General features: G+C 46.1%; 17 protein-coding genes. 9 read left to right on the plus strand and 8 right to left on the minus strand.

The features are described 5' to 3' along the window. Positions 1-12 precede the first annotated feature (12 nt). From AC58UU_RS12655 to AC58UU_RS12665, 3 genes are all read left to right on the plus strand, one after another. Positions 13-1368, plus strand: coding sequence for a glucose-6-phosphate isomerase (locus tag AC58UU_RS12655; protein WP_497316046.1), 1356 nt, complete (start codon positions 13-15; stop codon positions 1366-1368). A 168-nt stretch (positions 1369-1536) separates the two neighbouring features. Beyond that, entirely contained in the window at positions 1537-2178 is a 642-nt protein-coding gene (locus tag AC58UU_RS12660) for a YigZ family protein (protein WP_497316048.1), read from the plus strand. 60 nt (positions 2179-2238) lie between these two features. Next, on the plus strand, positions 2239-2880 hold the full coding sequence (locus AC58UU_RS12665; protein ID WP_497316050.1) for a TetR/AcrR family transcriptional regulator: 642 nt from the start codon (positions 2239-2241) through the stop codon (positions 2878-2880). 96 nt (positions 2881-2976) lie between these two features. Here the strand turns inward: AC58UU_RS12665 and AC58UU_RS12670 are convergent, their stop codons facing one another. The 8 genes from AC58UU_RS12670 to nikC form a co-directional block, all read right to left on the minus strand. Next, positions 2977-3861, minus strand: coding sequence for a DMT family transporter (locus AC58UU_RS12670; RefSeq protein WP_497316052.1), 885 nt, complete (start codon positions 3859-3861; stop codon positions 2977-2979). A 15-nt stretch (positions 3862-3876) separates the two neighbouring features. Beyond that, positions 3877-5190: a sodium:solute symporter family transporter gene (locus AC58UU_RS12675; RefSeq protein WP_497316054.1), complete on the minus strand. Its 1314-nt coding sequence runs from the start codon at positions 5188-5190 to the stop codon at positions 3877-3879. A 2-nt stretch (positions 5191-5192) separates the two neighbouring features. After that, entirely contained in the window at positions 5193-5891 is a 699-nt protein-coding gene (locus tag AC58UU_RS12680) for a response regulator transcription factor (RefSeq protein WP_497316056.1), read from the minus strand. Next, entirely contained in the window at positions 5891-6658 is a 768-nt protein-coding gene (locus AC58UU_RS12685) for a sensor histidine kinase (RefSeq protein ID WP_497316058.1), read from the minus strand. Before AC58UU_RS12685 ends, AC58UU_RS12680 begins: the two co-directional genes overlap by 1 nt. 90 nt (positions 6659-6748) lie before the next feature. Then, entirely contained in the window at positions 6749-7744 is a 996-nt protein-coding gene (locus AC58UU_RS12690; protein WP_497316060.1) for an ABC transporter ATP-binding protein, read from the minus strand. After that, positions 7741-8772 carry an ABC transporter ATP-binding protein gene (locus tag AC58UU_RS12695; protein WP_497316062.1) on the minus strand — a complete coding sequence of 344 codons (1032 nt, stop codon included), beginning with the start codon at positions 8770-8772 and terminating at the stop codon, positions 7741-7743. The genes AC58UU_RS12690 and AC58UU_RS12695 overlap by 4 nt, the downstream gene beginning before the upstream one ends. Positions 8773-8786: 14 nt before the next feature. Beyond that, entirely contained in the window at positions 8787-9707 is a 921-nt protein-coding gene (locus tag AC58UU_RS12700) for an ABC transporter permease (RefSeq protein ID WP_497316063.1), read from the minus strand. Between the two features lie 95 nt (positions 9708-9802). Then, complete coding sequence (nikC, locus tag AC58UU_RS12705) at positions 9803-10702, minus strand: nickel transporter permease (RefSeq protein ID WP_497316064.1); 900 nt, start codon at positions 10700-10702, stop codon at positions 9803-9805. A gap of 187 nt (positions 10703-10889) precedes the next feature. On the opposite strand from nikC, the gene AC58UU_RS12710 reads away from it, so the two are divergent. From AC58UU_RS12710 to AC58UU_RS12735, 6 genes are all read left to right on the plus strand, one after another. Further along, positions 10890-12119: an amidohydrolase gene (locus tag AC58UU_RS12710; RefSeq protein ID WP_497316066.1), complete on the plus strand. Its 1230-nt coding sequence runs from the start codon at positions 10890-10892 to the stop codon at positions 12117-12119. Continuing rightward, positions 12112-13596 carry an amidohydrolase family protein gene (locus AC58UU_RS12715; protein ID WP_497316068.1) on the plus strand — a complete coding sequence of 495 codons (1485 nt, stop codon included), beginning with the start codon at positions 12112-12114 and terminating at the stop codon, positions 13594-13596. Before AC58UU_RS12710 ends, AC58UU_RS12715 begins: the two co-directional genes overlap by 8 nt. Positions 13597-13639: 43 nt before the next feature. Then, positions 13640-14866: an amidohydrolase family protein gene (locus tag AC58UU_RS12720; RefSeq protein WP_497316070.1), complete on the plus strand. Its 1227-nt coding sequence runs from the start codon at positions 13640-13642 to the stop codon at positions 14864-14866. Between the two features lie 415 nt (positions 14867-15281). Continuing rightward, positions 15282-16838: a glutathione ABC transporter substrate-binding protein gene (locus AC58UU_RS12725; protein ID WP_497316072.1), complete on the plus strand. Its 1557-nt coding sequence runs from the start codon at positions 15282-15284 to the stop codon at positions 16836-16838. Between the two features lie 141 nt (positions 16839-16979). Continuing rightward, complete coding sequence (locus tag AC58UU_RS12730) at positions 16980-18548, plus strand: glutathione ABC transporter substrate-binding protein (protein ID WP_497316074.1); 1569 nt, start codon at positions 16980-16982, stop codon at positions 18546-18548. Continuing rightward, the gene (locus tag AC58UU_RS12735; RefSeq protein ID WP_497316076.1) at positions 18548-19843 is read left to right on the plus strand and encodes a purine/pyrimidine permease; all 1296 of its coding nucleotides are present in this window, start codon (positions 18548-18550) and stop codon (positions 19841-19843) included. Before AC58UU_RS12730 ends, AC58UU_RS12735 begins: the two co-directional genes overlap by 1 nt. Positions 19844-19946 lie beyond the last annotated feature (103 nt).

The following is a 19946-nucleotide window of genomic DNA, read 5'->3' on the forward strand; positions in this document are numbered from 1 at the left end:
GAGGCGAACATAGTGAGTAAGAAACTACAATTTGATTACAGTAAAGCACTATCCTTTTTATCCCAGCATGAGGTTGATTATTTGGCGGCTCAAGTAGAGCTAGCGCATGAACAGCTGCATAACAAGACGGGTGCAGGTTCCGATTATTTAGGATGGGTTGATCTTCCTGAGAATTATAATCGTGAGGAATTTGCTCGTATTCAGGCTTCCGCTAAACAAATTCAATCCGACTCCGAGGCGCTCGTTGTTATCGGTATCGGCGGTTCCTATTTGGGCGCACGCGCGGCGCTGGAGATGTTGTCTCATTCTTTTTATAATATTTTGCCAAAAGATAAACGTAAGACACCTGAGATTTATTTCGTAGGAAATAACATCAGCTCTACATATGTTACGCATTTGCTTCAACTGCTTGAAGGCAAAGATTTCTCAGTAAACGTAATTTCGAAGTCTGGTACAACAACAGAGCCAGCGATTGCTTTCCGTATTTTCCGTGAGTTGTTAGAGAAGAAATATGGTAAAGAAGCTGCGCGCAAACGTATCTATGCTACAACGGATCAAGAGAAGGGTGCGCTCAAAACACTCGCTACAGCAGAAGGTTACGAAACCTTTGTCATTCCAGATGATGTAGGTGGACGATATTCGGTATTAACAGCTGTTGGTTTATTGCCAATCGCGACAGCGGGCATTGATGTGGAAGCGATTATGAAAGGCGCGGCGGATGCGCAGCATGAGTTCTCCAATCCGAAGTTAAGTGAGAATCAAGCTTATCAATACGCTGCTGTTCGAAATTCGCTCTACCGCAAAGGGAAAACGATCGAAATTCTCGTTAACTACGAGCCTTCCCTGCATTTCGTATCGGAATGGTGGAAGCAGCTGTTCGGTGAAAGCGAAGGCAAAGATTACAAAGGAATTTATCCAGCATCGGTAGACTTCTCGACGGATTTGCACTCCATGGGTCAGTTCGTTCAAGATGGCAACCGTATACTATTTGAAACGGTCATTCAAGTTGATCAAGTGGCTGATCATATTACGATTGGCACAGATTCCGATGATTTGGATGGACTCAACTTCTTGAGCGGGAAAACGATGGATTTCGTGAACAAGAAAGCTTTCCAGGGTACCATGCTTGCTCACACGGACGGTAACGTACCGAACCTGATCGTAACGCTGCCGGATATGACGCCTTACTCCTTTGGATATATGGTGTATTTCTTCGAAAAAGCATGCGGGATCAGCGGTTATCTGATGGGTGTGAATCCTTTTGACCAACCAGGCGTTGAAGCGTATAAAAAGAATATGTTTGCCCTCTTAGGCAAACCGGGTTATGAGAAGGAAAAAGCCGAATTGGAAGCACGCTTGCAGAATTAATTCATGAATGCCAAGCAGAAAAACGATCAATCCTATCGGATTGGTCGTTTTTTCCATTGAAAATTTCCATTATTTATGTGGTAAATTTTCTTTCTATATTGTCGAAGTCAAAGGATGTGTGTAGAATATAATGAAACAGATGTTTCCTTCTACCAAGAAAGGTCGGCTATGCTAGCACATTTCAAAACTATCCATTCGTACGGATCGTCGGAAATCATCATCAAGAAGTCGCGTTTCATCGGTCATGCCAAACCGGTAGAGTCAGAAGAAGAAGCTACCCTATTTATTGAAGCTATCAAGAAGGAACACAGGTCGGCTACACATAACTGCAGCGCCTATGTCATCGGAGAAAGGGATCAGATTCAGAAGCAATCTGATGATGGGGAACCGAGTGGTACAGCAGGAAAGCCGATTCTGGAAGTGATTAAGCATCAAGGACTTAAGAATATCGTTATCGTCGTTACCCGTTATTTCGGCGGCATCATGCTTGGCGCGGGCGGACTCATTCGAGCTTATACGGATGGAGCCGTGGTCGGTATTGAAGCAGGACAGCCAATTTATAAAGTCAATCATCAGCAAGTGCTGATTGAGGTGGATTATACGTGGTATGGCAAACTCGAGAACGAGCTGAGAAGTCAGGGGATGCTCCTAGGGGACATTCAGTTTACGGATAAAGTGACTGTAGCATGTTATCCTTTGGCAGCGGAAGCGGAAGCATTTATCAACTGGGCAACAGATTTTACACAAGGTCAAGGCGTTGTTATCGCAGGAGAGAACGAATACATGGTTCATAAGAGCTTGCCGGAATAGGCAGGCTCGGGTACAAGGTACAACTAATTTCATAGAAGCTAAGGATGCGGAGGGATAGGAATGGCTAGGAAAGCAGTCGCGCAAGAGCTTAGCAGAGAACGAATACTTGTGGAAGCGCGGGAATTATTCGCTACTTTCGGCTATCGCGCTTTAACGATGCGCAGCATCGCAAAAGCAATGGGGTACAGCCATGGTGCGTTATATTACCATTTTAATGAGAAAGCTGAACTTTTTTATGCGTTAATTAAGGAAGATTTCTCCGAATTAGTACAGCGTCAGCGGGAAATGATTGTTCGTGAGCAAGGGTTTAGCGTGAATCTGCTTCAAAAGTTGATGATGGAGTTCGTCTGGTTTGGTTTGAACAATCCGCATCACTACGAAATGATGTTCATGATTAACGAACCAGAGCTGCAGCAATATTCGCGAACTGAGCAAGCACAATCCTTGGAAATGTTTGCTATTGTCATCCGTCAAGTGATGGCCGATCAACCGGGAGCCGAGAGCAGGAAGTTTACACTTCCGTGGAATTTGTTCATGTCCTTACATGGCCTTATCTCCTACTGCATTCAGTTTAAACAATCCTATGAGGATGCGCGGAAACTGGCTGAAGAGCATATCCGCCTCATCTGTGTCAGCTTAGATTTAGATTCCTATGAACAACAGCGTCCGCTTGTGACACTTGTTAATACAGAATCTGCATAATATGCGTGGAAGATCACGGAAAAAGTCCCTGTTTAGTTGCTTCCTAGCAACCAAAACAGGGACTTTCTTATTCATTTTGGAATTATATTCAATCTGTCACTGTGGAATTGCGCTCTGTGTCTTTCTGGAAAAAGATAAAGATGCCAAAGTAACACCACCTACGATGAACAGGGAACCAAACAACTGCTGCGAGGTAACGAGCTGGCCGAGTATCACATACCCAACAATCATCGCGACAAACGGCTCCAGGTTCGAGAACATCGCTGCCTTCGCCGCTCCAACCTTTTGCAACTGGCCGTTCCAAATGAGGGTAACCATTCCGTGCATCAGAATAGCGGTGGAAATTAACATGACCCATGCCCATGCTTCGTGACTGATTGTCCACCCTGTCCCATTTGCCAGTACGACCGGTACCATCGTGCCGAACCCGATCAAGGTCGAGTAAACCGTGGTAATGATGGGGGGCAGCCTTCGAGCCAACAGACGTACTAATACAATGGAGATGGCAAACGTCATCATCGTAATAAAGATCCAGAAGTGACCTATATTAAATTCAAGTCTAGCCCCATTATAAACAACGAGAAAGACACCCGAGATTGCCACGAGCGAACCAGCAAGCATGTTTACCGTTAAAGTTTCTTTTAAAAATAGGGCTGCTAAAAGCGCAGTCGTAATGGGGGTTAGTGCGAGAATAAGCGCCGAGGTGGTCGGGTCGGCCGTTTGTAAGCCTTGATAAAATGACCACTGGTTAATAAAGACACCGATAATGCCAAGCAGAATGAGCAGCTGCCACTCTTGTTTGCGAACGGGAACGAAGCGATGTCGAACCCGTGTGTAGCAAAGTAGAAACAAGGCTATAAACAACAAACGGGCCATGACTAGAAACAGAGGGGAAAACTGTTTGACGAGTATGTTTCCGAAGACAAAGTTGCTCCCCCAAACCGTAACGCATACGATTAATAACAAATAGGAACGAAGCATATAAGTGAATTCCTCTCAATGATTTACCAGGCGTTTCTTTATAAACTTACCGCTCCAATACACAATGACGAGTAGGCTGGAAACCATCATACTAACCCAGACGGCATCTAAGTTTCCTAGCTTGTATCGACTTGTATAGCCCGCGACCAATCCGATCAATGCGCAGAGAGGGATGAAATTGTCCACTTTTCCTCTGCTGAACACAATGAACAGGACAGGGACAATGAGTGCAGCGTAAATAATTCCAAAGAAAAAAAGCAGATCCAGAAGGGTAGGTGTGAAAAAAAAGGTAAGTGCAAAAGATAGAACGCCGATCACTACTGCCAGCAAGTATCCCATACGCATCTTCTGCTTCTCACTGGCGTCAGGTTTAAAGAGTGGATACACGTTACCCGCAATGAGACTGATCATGGAATGCATCCCTGCCCCGAAGGCTGAGGTAACGGCACCGAATGAACAAAGGCCGAACAAAACCAACAAGAATACTGTGTCAATCTTGCGGATAAGATCAAATAAGAGCGAATATATATTATGAAAACTGCCTGTAAATATAACGACCATGATCAGCGAAGAGAAAGCCAGCGGAACGGTTGCCCATATGAGCCCGGAAAGCAGGAAGGTGGGCACGACTTTTTTAATTTCAAGCATATATAGACGCTGCCACGTTGCTTGGTCGACGAAAATCTGCCCGAAGCCAATCAATAGGCCTGTGCACATAAAAAACAAGCCTTCGTGATTGTTGAGCACGAGTAGATAGGGATGATATAGACGTATTCCCTGATAAACGTTCTCAACCCCTTTTTCAATGAAAAAATAGAGGGGGATGAGGATGGCTGCGGCAAACATACATATGACTTGAACGAAGGCCAAACGCTGAATAAGGACAATCCCGCCAAAGCCGACGTATACGACGCAAAACAAGAAGAAACAAAGCAATCCGATAGAAATCGGGATACCGAACAAAATATTGACAAGCACACCTGCAGCCATTCCCTGCATAAACAAGCCCTCGATACTGGTGATAAGCAGGATAGCGATCATCATCCAGTAACCGAGGCGATGAAGCTTAAATTGAAAAAAATCGCCAATTGTTAAACCCTCGCCGTACTCTTTACGCACCCTTTTTCCAAGCCAGCCAAAAGCCATAAGAGCAATGGCCCCCATAAGAGCATACCCAATTCCGCCAAATATGCCATATTTGACCAGCGCTTCGGGGGAGGCGAAGATGGTAATGCCTGTTACCCATCGGGCCAAGATCGATATGACTCCCAGACCTATGCCTATCTTAGCTGCTCCCTGAACATATTCACGAAATGATTGGTAAAACAAGGTTATTTCTCCTTCTCGCGATATTCTTTAGGTGTTTGGCTCGTACTCTTGCGAAAAATGGTGCAAAAGTAATGTTGGCTGTTAAAACCGCTTTTCTCTGAGACTGTAGAAATACTCCAGTCCGGATGAGAAACCAAATATTTCTTGGAAATCTGAATTCGGTATTGCATCAAGTATTCGGAGAACGATACACCAACCTCGTCATGAAAGCGGCGGCTTAAATAGGTTGGGTTAATGTGTACTTCCGCGGCAAGGTCAGCAAGTGCGAGCTTGTCTGCATATTTTTCATGAATGATTGTGAGCGCGTCATGAATAACATGGGAGTATTTTGACTGTGGCATCTTGTTGCGGTATTTACTTAGAATATCAACCAATTCGCTTTGAATGACCGGCTTCGTCATGTAATCTACCACGCCTAGCCGGATAGACTGTTTGGCATAATGGAAGTTTTGGTAGGCCGTGACGATAATGATATCGATATCTGGATTATGCTGACGCAGTTCTTCTCCAAGCTCCAGTCCTGATTTACCTGGTAAATTGATATCCAGAAAGGCAAGATGAATTTTTATCTTTTGGCTAATGGCTATAGCCTGGCAGCTGTCGGAAGCCTTGTGCAGGTTCCAAAATGGAAAAAGCGGGTGAATCAGATATTCAAGTTGTTCCAGCTCAAGGGGCTCATCATCAACTAGTAATACATTCATTAGGGCACCTCTTTTAAGTTAGGTTCTGAGATGAAAGGCCACTTGACTTGCACATTAGTACCAGTGTTGGGGATAGATTGAATCTGTATGCTTGCACGATCAGCGAAGTATAAATGCAAACGGCGTCTAATGTTATCCAAGCCATGCCCATTTTTCCACTCAATTTCCACGGTCTCTTGCTCTATCGTGCCATTATCGGAGACCAGAAGATTAGCCGTATCATGATCGAGGGAAAAATGGATGTTAAGGTTCACGGGTCCGATTTTTCGTTCCAGCCCATGCTTAAATGCATTCTCAACAATGGTTTGCAAAACAAAAGGCGGAATATAGGCTTCCTCAATTTCTTCATCACACGTTAGTGTTACCGTAAGGCGAGTGCCAAAACGCAGTTTTTGAATCTCGATATAGTACTCCGTGTAACGAATCTCCTCCCGAAGAGGGATCACGGGTTCGGTGGTCTTGTACTTAAACTTAAGGAATTGGGAGAAGACCTCAAGGGCTCTGACCAATTCTTCCGTACGTTCCAATCGCGCCAAGGTTAGAATCACGTTCAATGAGTTGAATAAAAAATGGGGCTGAATTTGCTGATTTAATTGATTGTAAAGCGATTGCTGGAGCTCTTTTTCCAGCTCGATCTTCTTCGTTTTATTTTCCAGCAGGTCAATGCGTTTCTCAAAGACAAACAAGAATAATAAAGTAAAAGCTCCAATGATTGGAGCTAAAATAAACAACAAGATGAGTAAGGTAAAACCCTCAAAGCTAAGCATGAGATCCCTTCTGCATACGGTTTTAATTTATGGTTTCACTACCATTTTAATTTATTCGTCCTGTTAAAGCGAATTAAGTAACCAACATTTTTAAGTGACCAAGTGGCAGGCTACTTGATGTCCTTCACCGGTAAAGCGAAGCTCGGGTTCTTTTGATCGGCATGTTTCAACAACAAACGGGCAGCGCGTGTTGAAGCGACATCCCTGAGGTGGATTAATTGGAGAGGGCACATCGCCTGTCAACAGGATGCGTTCTCTCTTTTCTTTCTGATTGGGTACTGGAATGGCAGAAAGAAGTGCTTTGGTATATGGGTGCTGCGGATTATCGAATAGCGATTTTTTATCTGCGATTTCTACGATTTTACCTAGGTACATTACCATTACCCGATCGGAAATGTGCCGTACTACGCCTAAATCATGGGAAATGAATAAATAAGTCAACTTATATTGGCGCTGCAGCTTCTTTAGCAGGTTCAGCACCTGAGCCTGGATCGACACATCGAGCGCGGAAACAGCTTCGTCGCAGATGATCAGCTTGGGCTCCACAGCTAGTGCCCGTGCGATGCCGATCCGTTGGCGCTGGCCACCGCTGAATTCATGCGGGTATCGGTCGATATGGTCGGACCGTAACCCGACATTGTCAAGCAGTTCCTTAATGCGTTCTGTCCGCTTTTCCTTCGGGATGACGTCTTGAATGGTCAACGCTTCGCCAAGAATTTGGCGGACGGTTTGTCTTGGATTCAACGATGCGAAAGGATCCTGGAAAATGACCTGCATGTCCTTGCGCAGCTTCCGGAGCCCGCTCTTGTTTAGAGCGAGGACATCCTTATCCTGATAGTGAATATCTCCACTGGTAGGATCATCCAGTCGTAATATAGCTCGTCCCGTCGTTGATTTGCCACAGCCGGACTCACCAACGATACTAAGCGTTTCTCCCTCATAGATGGTAAAGCTGATGTCGTCAACAGCCTTTACGTGGTTCACTGTTCGGCCAAAGATACCGCCTTTGATCGGGAAGTATTGTTTCAAATGGTTGATTTCAACTAAAACCTGTTTATCATTGGTACTCCCCACAGGTATTATCATTTGAATGCCCCCCTATCTTTCATTTGCGACTTTGGTTGTGCGTCCCACTCCGGCGTATAGATCCAGCAGCGGACCTGACTGCCTCCTCCAACATCGGTAAGTTCCGGTATCGTTGTCTGGCAAAGTTCTCTAGCTTGTGGACATCGTGGAGCAAACCTGCATCCAGTAGGCATATTGTATGGGCTTGGAACACTTCCCTGAATCGCCTGCAGCTCTTCACGGTCTTGATCTGGTCGAGGCAGAGAGTTCAGCAATCCGACTGTGTAGGGATGTTTGGGACTTACAAATAACTCGCTCGCAGCGGTATATTCCACGATCTTGCCGGCATACATCACAGCTACGCGATCGCATGTTTCAGAAACGACCCCGAGATCGTGGGTGATCATAATGATGCTCATGCCCAATTGTTTTTGCAGCAGCTTCATCAAATCCAAGATTTGCGCTTGAATCGTTACATCAAGAGCGGTGGTCGGCTCATCGGCAATAAGGATTTCCGGATTGCAAGCCATCGCCATGGCAATCATTACCCGCTGCCGCATCCCGCCGCTCAATTCATACGGCTCTTGCTTGGCGCGTTTCTCCGGGGAGGGGATGCCGACTAAGCGGAGCATGTCGACCGCTTTCTCCCAGGCTTCCTTTCTCCCTAGCTTTTGGTGATGGCGGAACACTTCCGCTATTTGTTCCCCGACCGAGTAGACCGGGTTTAAGGAAGTCATGGGTTCTTGGAAAATCATCGAGATTTCGTTGCCGCGGATGGCACCCATCTCTTTATCCGTTTTTTTCAATAAGTCTTGTCCTTTAAAACGGATTTCTCCATTAACGATTCGCCCGGGAGGGCTGGCGATCAGCCTAAGAATGGAAAGCGATGTAATACTTTTACCGCAGCCCGATTCCCCTACAAGTCCAAGCGTTTCCCCTTTATGAAGTGTGAAGTCAATGCCGTCAACAGCTCTGCTTACGCCTTCATCGGTAAAGAAGTGTGTCTGAAGATTGCTGACTTCCAAAACCTTTTCTTGTTGTTTAAGCATCTCGTTCCCTCCTTTTAATCCAGCTCAATACGTTTGTTGAAGTTACGATAGAGTACGTCGACCGCAAGGTTAACCATGACGAAAATGACCGAGGCGACCAGCACGCCACCCTGTACCATAGGCAAGTCGCGCATGCGAATGGCATCTACAATCAGCCGTCCTAGTCCGTTAATGGCAAAGACAGATTCTACTAATACCGTACCGCCAAGTAATACACCAAACTGTAGTCCTACTACGGTAATGACAGGAATCAATGCATTCTTGAGGGCATGCTTATAAATAACAACGCGTAATTTTAACCCTTTAGCTTTCGCTGTCCGAATATAATCTTGGCGAATGACATCCAGCATCGTGGAGCGCGTCATCCGTGCGACAATTGCGGCACCTGAAGCCCCTAAGGTGATAGCCGGGAGCACAACATGCTTCCATGTTCCCCAACCTGCGACAGGAAAGAGGTGCATTTTCACGGAGAAAAAGTAAATGAGTGAGAGTCCGAGACAGAAGCTGGGCAAGGATACACCGAGCAGAGCGATGATCATGATCGTAATATCCGATGCTTTGTATTGCTTAGTAGCCGAAATGATTCCGGCAAGCATCCCGAAAACAATGGTGATGAAAATACTGGCCACGGCTAGCTCGATGGTCGTAGGTAATCGGGTCATGATTTCGCTAAAGACAGGCAGATTGGAGCGAAGGGATACCCCAAAGTCTCCTCGGACCACGTCGATGACGTACTGGAAATACTGAATAAAGAGCGGCTGATCTAACCCCAATTGATGTCGGATGCGTTCAACCGTTTCCGCTGAAGCGCCTTCTCCTGCAAGTAGAACGGCCGGATCGCCCGGAACGAGCTGCATGATCAAGAAGACGACTAGAATGACGCCTAACAGAACCGGGATCATCTGTAGTAACCGGCGAATGATGTATACGAACATAGATATCCTCCTTAGAGCTTTCCGTCAGGAAAGCTTTCTTCGAAAGCATAAGCTTAGAGCTTTCCGTCAGGAAAGCTAGCTTCGAAAGCATAAGCTTATTGTTTCATCCTTGGATCCAATGCGTCTCTGAGCCCGTCTCCAAATACGTTAAAGCCTATAACTAATGTGGAGATGGCAAGTCCCGGAAACAAAGCCAGATAAGGTACTGTGAATAAAAAATCGCGTCCGTTGCTCAGCATGGCCCCCCATTCGGGCAATGGCGGTTGCGCGCCAAGTCCCAAGAAGGACAATCCCGCGGCAGAGAGGATGGCCGTTGCGAGCCTTAGAGTGGCTTGAACGATAATCGGTGACAAAATGTTTGGAAAAATGTGTACGAATATTATCCGAAGATCGCTTGCTCCCAAAGAGCGAATGGCGTCGATATACTCTAACTTCTTAATCGATAAGGTCGAACCGCGGACGATCCGTGCGAACATTGGAATGGAAAACACGCCGATCGCAATCATCACGTTGATTAAACTGGGGCCTAAAGCGCTAACAATGGCGAGTGCGAGCAATATGCCCGGAAAAGCAAGCAATATGTCGATCACGCGCATAATGATCGTATCCACCCATTTCCCGTAATAGCCAGCAAATAATCCGAGAACGATTCCGAAGAAGGCTCCGATAAACACGGCTACGAATCCTACAGAGAGTGAGAGGCGTGTCCCGATGATCAACCGGCTTAACACGTCGCGGCCCTTATCGTCCGTCCCCATCCAATGTTCGGCTGAGGGAGGTTTTAGTTTGTTCACTAATTCAATATGATAGGGATCATATGGAGCTAGAAGCGGAGCGAAGATCGCGACAAGGAAGTAGAAAAGAATGACATAACCGCCCACCATCGCCAACTTATTTCTACGAAGCTTTAAATAAAATGTTCTCCACTTGCTGGGACGATAGGAGAGAATCTGTTTTGGTAGCGCTTGCTTTTTATCGGCATAATCAACATTCATATAGCAAACCTCCTTTGTTAAGTTAAAGTTATCAGAAAACGAGGCGAAGTAAATAAGCATTGGGCAACTCGTAAAGATACCTTAAATAGAAGTAAAGATTGTGAAAATAAAACACAGAATATTCTTTATAATTGAGGTTGTACGAGCAAATCACACCGAATTTTGGAAGAGAAAGGGTGAGCAATTCGTGAGTTCTGCCTATTGGTTAACCAGTGTTCGTTTGGAGAGCGGTTATTTATTTGAAAATGACGTGATCTCCGGGACAGAGACTGAAGTTTGTCATCTACGTATAGAGGACGGTGTCATCCGTGAAATCATTTCAGCTGACACCCCCTTGGACTCGGATCTTCCGAAGCAAGACGGGAAGAACCTGCTTTTACTGCCATCATTTATTGAGAAACATGTACATTTGGATAAGACGCTGATCGGGGAAACGTGGCGTGCTGTCATCCCAGCAGCTAATATCATGGAACGCTGTGAATTGGAAAAACGGATCTTACCTACGCTGCCAACCACGATCAACGAACGTGCGGGCCTTTTGCTGGATACTTTGCTGAGAGCAGGCTCGACGGAAGTACGAACGCATGTAGATATTTATCCGGAGGTAGGATTACGCAGCTTGGAAGCTGTACGTCAGGTTTTAGAAAATTATGAGGGGAAGCTCTCCTATGAAATTGTAGCTTTTCCGCAGCATGGTTTGCTGCGTTCCAAGTCCAAAGAACTGGTCAGAGAAGCTCTTCGTGAAGGCGCTACCCTCATAGGCGGCGTTGATCCTGCAACGGTAGACGGGGACATTGAAGGATCTTTACAACAAATGATGGAGCTGGCTGTTGAGGCTAATGCGGGTGTTGATCTACATCTTCATGATCCGGATTACTTAGGCACGTTTACAATGAGACGTTTGGCAGCGCTTACGATGGAAGCGGGCTTGCAAGGAAGAGTGGCGATCAGCCACGCATTCGGGTTGGGAGAGGTGCCAGCAGGAGAGGCAGCCGACCTTTCAGCCGTTCTTGCGGAGGCAGGTATTACGATCATCACAAGTGTTCCTCATAGCAGAACACTGCCACCTGTTCCGCTTCTGCACGAGAAAGGGGTGTCAGTTGCTGCTGGCTGCGATAATATCTTTGACAATTGGCAGCCTTTTGGTAACGGGGACATTCTGGAACGAGCAGGACGTTTAGCGGAACGCTTCCGCTGGATTGACGAGCATTCCTTGTCACAATCACTTGGTTTCATTACTGGAGGAAAGACACCGCTGGATAGGGCAGGCAATCGAGTATGGCCGAAAGTTGGAGATGAGGCGAGCATGGTGCTGGTGGATGCTAGCTCTACAGCAGAGGCTGTAGCGCGAAGAGCTGAACGCAGAGCCGTCTTTTACCAAGGGAGACTGGTTGCGGGAGTGCTGAATCATGATTGATTTATTGCTCATTCACGGTATTGTCATCACGATGGATCAAGAGCGGCGCATTCTCGAGAATGGAGCTGTCGCCATTCATAATGGAAGAATTCTGGAAGTAGATGACACCGAGCTGATACTTGCGAAGTATGAAGCGAAGAAAACGATAGATTGCAGCCATCACTGTGTATTGCCTGGACTGATTGATGCCCACGGTCACGGCGGTCACTCGATGTTCAAGACCATCGCCATGGATAACATCAGTTTCTGGATGCCAATCATGACGCATACGTATAAGCATTTTGTTACGGATGAGTTCTGGTATTACGAAGGAAAGCTGAATGCGCTTGAGCGCTTAAAGGCAGGGATTACGACAGGCGCATGTGTGCTTGGTTCCATGCCACGCTCGGATGATCCTATCTTTGCATTGAATCATGCCAAAGCTTACGCCGAAGTTGGCATACGAGAAATCGTCTGTACGGGTCCTTGCAATCCGCCATGGCCACATTCGTTCAGCCGCTGGGTGGATGGGAAACGCGTAACCAAAGAAGTGACTTACGATGAGGTGCTGAAGGGCGCCGAATCTGTTATCGAAGCGCTCAATCATGCTCACGACGACCACATTCGTGCCTTTATCACGCCTTTTGTTATCGTTACTTCCGTAAACCCTTCAGCCCCGACTCCGCCGGACCAGTTGTACGGTTTAACCGAGCATGATCGGTATCAAGCGAAAAAGATTCGCGAGATCGCCAGGAAATACAAAACGCGGATTCACTCAGATGCCTTTGGAGGCATGATCCATCTAGCCATCCAAGATAAAGAAAATGCTCTGCTCGGGCCAGACGTGCATCTGCAGCATTGCCGAGGCATTTCATTTGACGAAGCACGAATTTTGGCTGAAACAGGTACAAATGTTAGCTCAGCTCCAGGGTTTGGACAAGTGGGTGCGCGAACTCCGATAACGGAGCTGATTGAAATGGGCGCAACAGTGGCGATTTCCACAGACGGTACCTCTCCGGCAGCCAGCTTTGACATGTTTCAAGCGATGCGCAAGACACAGATGATTCATCAGGCGGCACTAAAAGATTACTACTATTTACCGGCCGGCAAGCTGCTGGAGATGGTAACGATTGATGCGGCTCGCTGTGTTGGCTGGGATGATGAACTAGGCTCATTGGAAGCAGGCAAAAAAGCGGATGTGATTACGGTCAACATGCGCCAGCCTCATTTGACGCCTGAATATATGTATGTGCATCGTTTGGTTCATCAAGCGGTGGCGAGCGACGTAGACAACGTTATTGTGAATGGGAAAATCGTCATGGAAGACCGCAAAGTGCTCATGGTTGACGAACTAACGGCGCTTGATGAAGCGAATGAAGAAGCAAAGCGGACGATTGAACGCGCTGGGTTGCAGAAGTATATGGAACCGACCAAATATTTCTGGGGTCACGCTAGGGTTTATGTGGATGAGAAGCGTTTTGATCCTGAGCTGCTGTAAGAGATTGCAAAATATATAGGAAGAAAGGGTGGGTGTAACCATCATGAGTATGACTTCGACTTATTGGCTAACCAACGTCTGTCTGGAGAGTGGCTATCGCTATGAGAATGGAAGAATCGCAGGAACGGAGACGGAGATCTGCCATATCCTTATCGATGATGGGAAGATAACACAAATCGTATCTGCAGACACATCCTTAGAAAGCAATCTGCCAAAGCAAGATGCTAAGAACCTGCTTCTGCTCCCGGCGTTCCGCGACATGCATATTCACATCGATAAAACGTATTACGGTGGGCCTTGGAAAGCTTGTTCACCGCCCGTGAATATCTTTACTCGTTTAAAGGAAGAAGAGACGCTGCTTACTCGTCTTTTGCCTACAGCTAGGGAGCGAGCGGAAGCGATGCTTGGGCTTTTGCAGAAGAACGGAACCACGCATGTTCGAACTCATAGCAACATCGATCCTTATATTGGCTTAAAAAATCTTGAAGCTACTCTGCAAGCTTTTGAAACTTTTTCAGGCAAGCTCTCTCACGAAATCGTAGCCTTCCCACAGCATGGTCTGCTGCGCAGCAACGTTGTGGAAATGGCCCGAGAGGCGCTGCGAATGGGAGCGACTTCCATGGGCGGTGTAGATCCGGCTTCGGTCGATCAAAACATCGAGAAATCATTGAACACCATTATGGATCTGGCTGTAGAGGCTGATGCTGACGTTGATATCCACATTCACGACCCAGGTCACTTAGGCATCTTCACCTTCAAAAGGCTTGCCGCACTAACGGAGGAAGCGGGTTGGCAAGGACGCGTAACGGTCAGTCACGCCCTCGGTCTGGCCGACGTTCCGGTAGAGCTGCAAAGCGAGGTGGCAGAGTTGTTTGCTCAACTCGGGATCGCTATCACATCGACCGTGCCCATTAACCGAGCGACGATACCGATTCCGCTTCTGAAGCAAAAAGGCGTCTCCGTATCTCTAGGCGACGATAGCATCACGGATCACTGGTCCCCATTTGGCCAAGGAGACAGCTTGGAAAAAGCCGGTCGTCTCGCAGAGCGATTCCGCTGGAGTGACGAGCGCTCGCTTTCAGAGGCGCTGGGCTTTGTTACGGGAGGCAAGCTTCCGCTGTCCGAGGAAGGCGTTCGCGTCTGGCCGGTCGTCGGCGATGAAGCAAGCGCAGTTCTGGTTCATGCCGGTTGTTCGGCGCAAGCGGTAGCTCGCAGAGCCGAGCGTCAGGCGGTACTGTATCGCGGGAATATCGTTTCCGGTTCCTTGTAGGCACCAAGGCATACTTTTCTCTCATCAGGGAGGAGGTTATGCCTTTTTATTATGTTTTGGGTTATAGGAAATGGCTCGAACGAATCGTGAGGAACGAGGAGGCGCTATTTTCAAAAAAAGTGCTGTAAATTGAATGTTGCGGAACGTGAGTACTCTATTTGGTCAAATTGAACGATTTTTAGGAAAAAATACAGATATAAAGCTTCCTGGTTCCTCTAACGTAAGAATTAAGGCGTTTTTCACCAAATAGCGAATCGACGTTCCCTCTCATAAGACTTTAGGGATGAACCAGCTGCCTTTTTCAAAAGAAGTAAAGATTATATAAATAGAAGTAAAGATTATGAAACCAAATAATCTGAAAATTATTTATTATCTAAATAAGAAGACAAATTCAAAGTGGAAAAGGGGACTTTGTATGATAAAACAAATTGTTAGCGCTTTCTTAATTGTATCCATGGCCTTAACCGGTTGTTCCTCCGTTAAAGAGGCAAGTGGCGACAGCAAGGAAACAACCAATGTGGCACAGAAGAGCGGCGGTACACTAGTCGTCGCTCGACTAAGCGATGCGAACAACCTTGATCCGCATTTCAGCACACAGATCAACTCCATGGCCGTGATTCAGCATAAGATTTATGAAGGTCTCGTTCAACTGGATAAGAACAGTGAGTACAAGCCTTTGCTTGCAACCGAATGGAAACAGTTGAATGATCTTACGTGGGAGTTTAAACTACGCAAAGATGCAACGTTCCATGACGGTACGCCATTCAACGCAGAAGCGGTGCGCAAGACAATTGCACGCGTACTGGATAAGAATCAACCTACGCCGAAAGCGAATCTATTTTCGATGATTAAAGAAATCAAAGCGGTGGACGATTATACGATTCAGTTCATTCTTGAGTATCCGTTCGCTCCTCTTCTATCCATTTTAGCAAGTGCGGAAGGCAGTATTCTTAGTCCCAAGGCGATTGAACAGTATGGAAAGGAATTAACGAAACACCCTACAGGTACAGGTCCGTTCCGATTTGAATCGTGGACTCCCGGACAAGAAATCGTACTTGTGAAAAATGAAAGCTACTGGGGAGATAAAGCAAAGCTTAATAAAGTCATTTTTAAAACTGTTCCTGAGGATACGACTCGCATTGCCATGATTGAAACAGGAGAAGCTCAAGTTGCTGAACAATTGCCTGTTACCGAAATCGATCGCGTAAAATCTTCCTCTACCATGAGTCTTGGCCGATTTGATGCCTTTGCCGTGGATCATATTGGTTTTAATACGAGTAAAAAGCCGTTTAACGATATCCGTGTACGTCAAGCTGTTGCTTACGCCATTGATAAAGAAGCGATCATTAAGGGTGTATATAACAACGTCGGAAAGGTAGCGAATTCTAGTCTGGGGCCAAAAGTCATCGGTTATAGCCCAAGTATTAAAGGGTTTACCTACGATTTAAACAAAGCGAAGCAATTACTCGCAGAAGCTGGTTATCCGAATGGATTAAAGGCTACAGTGTATTTGAACGACAATAAAGCGCGAATCAATGTGGCGGAAGTGCTTCAATCGCAATTAAAAGGGATCGGAATCGATCTCCAAGTGAAAGTGATGGAATTTGGAGCCTATCTCGACGCAGCATCGAAAGCTCAGACTGAAATGTTCATTAGCGGTTGGGGGAATGCCACAGGCGACGCTGATTACAACCAGTACAACCTGTTCCACAGCAATTCTCACGGTGTTCCAGGAAACCACTCCTTCTATTCCAACAAAGAAGTAGATAAGCTTATCGAAAGTGGACGCAAAGAAGCGGACCCAGAAAAACGCAAGCAAATTTATGAAAAAGCACAGGTGATCGAAATCAATGACGTTGCCTTATTGCCTTATCGCAGCTCGGAGAATTTAGCGGCAATCGCCAAAAACGTGCAAGGCGTTTGGATCAGCCCTTCCGGGTACATTGAAATTAATGAAGTGACGATGAAATAAAGGATGTAAAAATAACGAAAAGTAGTAAAGATAATGTAAATAAACGTAAAGATCGTGCAAGGCTCTTTGGCTATTATTTTCTATAATGCTTATAAGCATATTCACTGCAACTTCAACATGATTGAAACAGGAGGGTTTATTTTGAAAAGAAATCTTATTCTCGGCGGTCTTCTTGCCATGTCTCTCGTAGGTATGACAGCGCTAGCCGGATGCTCTTCTTCATCAGATTCGTCAGTAGAAAACGGGAAAGCTGCTGAAGCTCCAAAGGCAGGCGGGACGCTGACAATCGCTAGAAAGGCGGACGCCAACAACTTGGATCCGCAATTTATAACGAACATTCCTTCAGCTAACTACATCTTTGGTAAAGTTTACGAAGGACTAATCAAGACGGATAAAAATATGGATTACAAGCCTGCTCTAGCAGCAGAATGGAAACTGGTCGACGATTTAACTTGGGAATTCAAGCTGCGCAAGGGCGTGACCTTCCACGATGGAACGCCTTTCACTGCCGAAGCAGTCAAGAAGACCATGGAACGCGCTCTGGATCCAAAAGTAAATTCGCCACGCGCAAGTAATTTCTCCATGGTGAAAGAAGTGAAGGCTGTGGATGACAATACGGTGCAATTCATTTTGAAATATCCGTACGCCCCTCTTCTGTCGATACTTGCGAGCAACGAAGGCAGTGTCCTTAGCCCGAAAGCCATTGCGGAACAAGCTGACAAGCTGTCGAAAAACCCTATTGGAACAGGTCCATTCAAATTCCAGTCTTGGACGCCAGGCCAAGAGATGATCCTCGTCAAAAACGATAGCTACTGGGGAGATGTACCGAAGGTAGATAAGGTTGTTTATAAAGTAGTGCCTGAGGATACTACGCGTGTAGCGATGGTGGAATCCGGAGAGGTTCAGATCAGCGACCAACTGCCTGTAACCGAATTAAATCGCGTGCAAAATTCCTCTTCCATGACGCTGGCTCGCGCCGAAGGGCTGGGAGTAGAATACATCGGGTTTAATGTGAAGAAAAAACCGTTTGACGATGTACGCGTTCGTCAGGCATTCGCATATGCCATTGAGAAGGAGTCCATTATCAAAGGTGTATATAACGGTGTGGGCAGTAGAGCCACCTCAGCCTTATCTCCTAAGATGATAGGCTTTAACCCTAATTTGCACGATTACGATTATAACGTCAACAAAGCAAAGGAACTGCTTGCCGAGGCAGGGTTCCCAAATGGCTTTAAAACGTCCATTGTTACAGATGACAGAAAAGAGCGCATCAATCTAGCGGAAGTTATTCAATCTCAATTGAAAGGGATTGGCATCGATCTCGAAATTAAGGTGATGGAATATGGTGCCTATCTAGATATAACCGGTAAAGGGGAACACAACATGTTTATCGGAGGTTGGGGGAACGCGACTGGCGATGCGGATTATAATCAATATAATGTGTTTCACAGTTCTTCCCATGGAAGCAAAGGCAATCTTGCTTTCTATACCAATCCAGAAGTGGATAAGCTAATCGAAGAAGGCCGTCGTGAAAAAGATGTGGAGAAACGCAAAGCCATCTATGCTAAAGCGCAAGAAATCGAGATGAAAGATAGTCCTCTGATTCCTATCCGAACGATTGATCACGTTGCAGCAACGTCTAAAAGTGTAAAAGGATTCTCACTTAATCCAGTAGGATATCTGATGCTGAACGATGTTACCGTAAAGTAATGGAAACACAGAAACATCGGTTCTACGGCAGCTTAAGTACATTTCAATGGTTTATTTTCCTGCTCGCCAATTCTGTCGCATTACCTATCGTTATCGGCGGCATTTTTCATTTGTCGATGGAGGAAGTATCGGCGTTGATGCAAAGAACATTTTTTGTAGTTGGCATGAGTTCTTTCATCCAAGGATGGTTGGGGCATCGGTATCCAATTGCTGATGGCCCCGCAGGTTCATGGGTCAGTGTGTTTGTCATTTTAGCTGACGTAGCTGTCAGACAAGGTCAAAGCATGAAGGAAACGCTGCAAATTTTGGAAGGTGGATTCATTATTGCAGGCCTGCTGCTTCTCATTCTCGGCTTGAGCGGTTATTTCCATCGGCTGCTATTCCTGTTCACCCCGCTGGTTAATGGTTCCTTTCTTTTGATCTTAGCCCTTCAACTTAGCGGTGTTTTCATGAAAGGAATGATGGCCTTACACGGTGAATCGTCCCTCCCGGATTATGGAACGGCGGCTCTGTCGTTTGGAGTCTTTATTCTCGTCATCCTTCTATCTGTCAAAGGTAAAGGATGGATCAAAAATTATGCGGTTTTGATTGGGATCTTGTCTGGATGGCTGCTGTATACCTTATTAGGTAAAAGCACAGGCACGCTCAATGCGAATGGATCTTGGGTTAAGCTGCCGGAAATTTTTGCATGGGGAGTTCCACAATTGAATGCTGGAATTATAATCACGATCATTCTGTTTACTTTTATTTTAGTCTCCAATACGATTGCTGCCGTTTCGGCTGTCAGTCAAGTAGTGCCGGAAACGCCTAGGGAATTAAAAGAAACGCTTAACCGCGGCGGGATAGTGGGCGGATTTTCTCATATGCTATGTGCTTTGTTTTCTACGATCGGTGTCGTTCCGCTACCGGTTTCCGCGGGTTTTATTCGATTAACAGAACAGACCCGTGTTCGTCCATTCCTTGTGGCTTGTCTGGTTTTCGCAGGTATTTCACTTGTTCCGGCTATCGTGAACTTTTTGGCATTGCTTCCAGGACCGATTGCAACGGCCGCATTAATGGCCTCCTTTGTCCAAATGATTGGAATTGCTTTTCAGTCCATTCTGAGGGAAACACTGGGTCAACGCCGGCTGACTATTTTGGGTATCACGCTGCTGATTAGTATTGGACTTATGTTTCTTCCCTCGACCGTATTCCAAGGACTTCCATCCATTCTGCAATATGTATTCAGCAATGGACTGCTTGTAGGTACGATGATCGTGATCGTGCTGGAGCAACTATGGAAAGCCGAGGAATGATAGAGTCAATGGATTTCATTTTACAACATCCAATAAGTGCTTTAGAATAACAGAAGGGGAGCTTGCTCCTCAATGTGGCACACGCGCTTAGAGGAAGGAAGAA

The sequence above is a fragment of the Paenibacillus sp. JT22N1 genome (assembly GCF_059692155.1).

Excerpts from the sequence above, each read along its gene's own strand:
- AC58UU_RS12695 (WP_497316062.1), bottom strand. The coding sequence starts at position 8,772 with ATGCTTAAACAACAAGAAAAGGTTTTGGAAGTCAGCAATCTTCAGACA.
- AC58UU_RS12715 (WP_497316068.1), top strand. The coding sequence starts at position 12,112 with ATGATTGATTTATTGCTCATTCACGGTATTGTCATCACGATGGATCAA.
- AC58UU_RS12665 (WP_497316050.1), top strand. The coding sequence starts at position 2,239 with ATGGCTAGGAAAGCAGTCGCGCAAGAGCTTAGCAGAGAACGAATACTT.
- AC58UU_RS12670 (WP_497316052.1), bottom strand. The coding sequence starts at position 3,861 with ATGCTTCGTTCCTATTTGTTATTAATCGTATGCGTTACGGTTTGGGGG.
- AC58UU_RS12700 (WP_497316063.1), bottom strand. The coding sequence starts at position 9,707 with ATGTTCGTATACATCATTCGCCGGTTACTACAGATGATCCCGGTTCTG.
- AC58UU_RS12685 (WP_497316058.1), bottom strand. The coding sequence starts at position 6,658 with ATGCTTAGCTTTGAGGGTTTTACCTTACTCATCTTGTTGTTTATTTTA.
- AC58UU_RS12725 (WP_497316072.1), top strand. The coding sequence starts at position 15,282 with ATGATAAAACAAATTGTTAGCGCTTTCTTAATTGTATCCATGGCCTTA.
- nikC (WP_497316064.1), bottom strand. The coding sequence starts at position 10,702 with ATGAATGTTGATTATGCCGATAAAAAGCAAGCGCTACCAAAACAGATT.
- AC58UU_RS12720 (WP_497316070.1), top strand. The coding sequence starts at position 13,640 with ATGAGTATGACTTCGACTTATTGGCTAACCAACGTCTGTCTGGAGAGT.
- AC58UU_RS12680 (WP_497316056.1), bottom strand. The coding sequence starts at position 5,891 with ATGAATGTATTACTAGTTGATGATGAGCCCCTTGAGCTGGAACAACTT.
- AC58UU_RS12735 (WP_497316076.1), top strand. The coding sequence starts at position 18,548 with ATGGAAACACAGAAACATCGGTTCTACGGCAGCTTAAGTACATTTCAA.
- AC58UU_RS12690 (WP_497316060.1), bottom strand. The coding sequence starts at position 7,744 with ATGATAATACCTGTGGGGAGTACCAATGATAAACAGGTTTTAGTTGAA.
- AC58UU_RS12660 (WP_497316048.1), top strand. The coding sequence starts at position 1,537 with ATGCTAGCACATTTCAAAACTATCCATTCGTACGGATCGTCGGAAATC.